Origin of the sequence: Mesorhizobium sp. (assembly GCF_004963255.1) — a bacterium.
GTDB lineage: Bacteria > Pseudomonadota > Alphaproteobacteria > Rhizobiales > Rhizobiaceae > Mesorhizobium.
The window spans coordinates 1-391 of record NZ_SUGA01000115.1; the positions used below are offsets into that span (position 1 = coordinate 1).

1 pseudogene is annotated in these 391 nt (G+C 68.0%); it reads left to right on the plus strand.

The window, feature by feature from the left end:
* Positions 1–38: 38 nt before the first annotated feature.
* Positions 39–391, plus strand: a pseudogene (gene tnpB, locus E5X34_RS32690) (IS66 family insertion sequence element accessory protein TnpB); the annotation flags it as partial.

Sequence of the window (391 nt, forward strand, 5' to 3'; positions counted from 1 at the left end):
ACGGTGGCCGCAGTGATCCGCGCGCTGAAGGCGACGTCGTGATCGGGCCGACGGGAGCGGTCAAGGTCATGGTGGCGACGAAGCCGGTTGACTTCCGCAAGGGCGCGGAGGGATTGGCGGCGCTGGTGCGAGAGACGATGGGGGCCGATCCGTTCAGCGGGGCCGTCTACGTCTTCCGGGCGAAGCGGACTGACCGGATCAAGCTGATCTTCTGGGACGGCACCGGCGTCTGCCTATGCCAAGCGTCTGGAGGATGGAGAGTTCCGCTGGCCGAAAGTGCATGACGGCATGATGCGGCTGACGGCCGCACAGCTCTCGGCGCTACTCGAAGGGCTTGACTGGCGGCGAGTCCACGAGGCGCGCCGGACCCGCGTTCCAGCCCAGGCGGGCT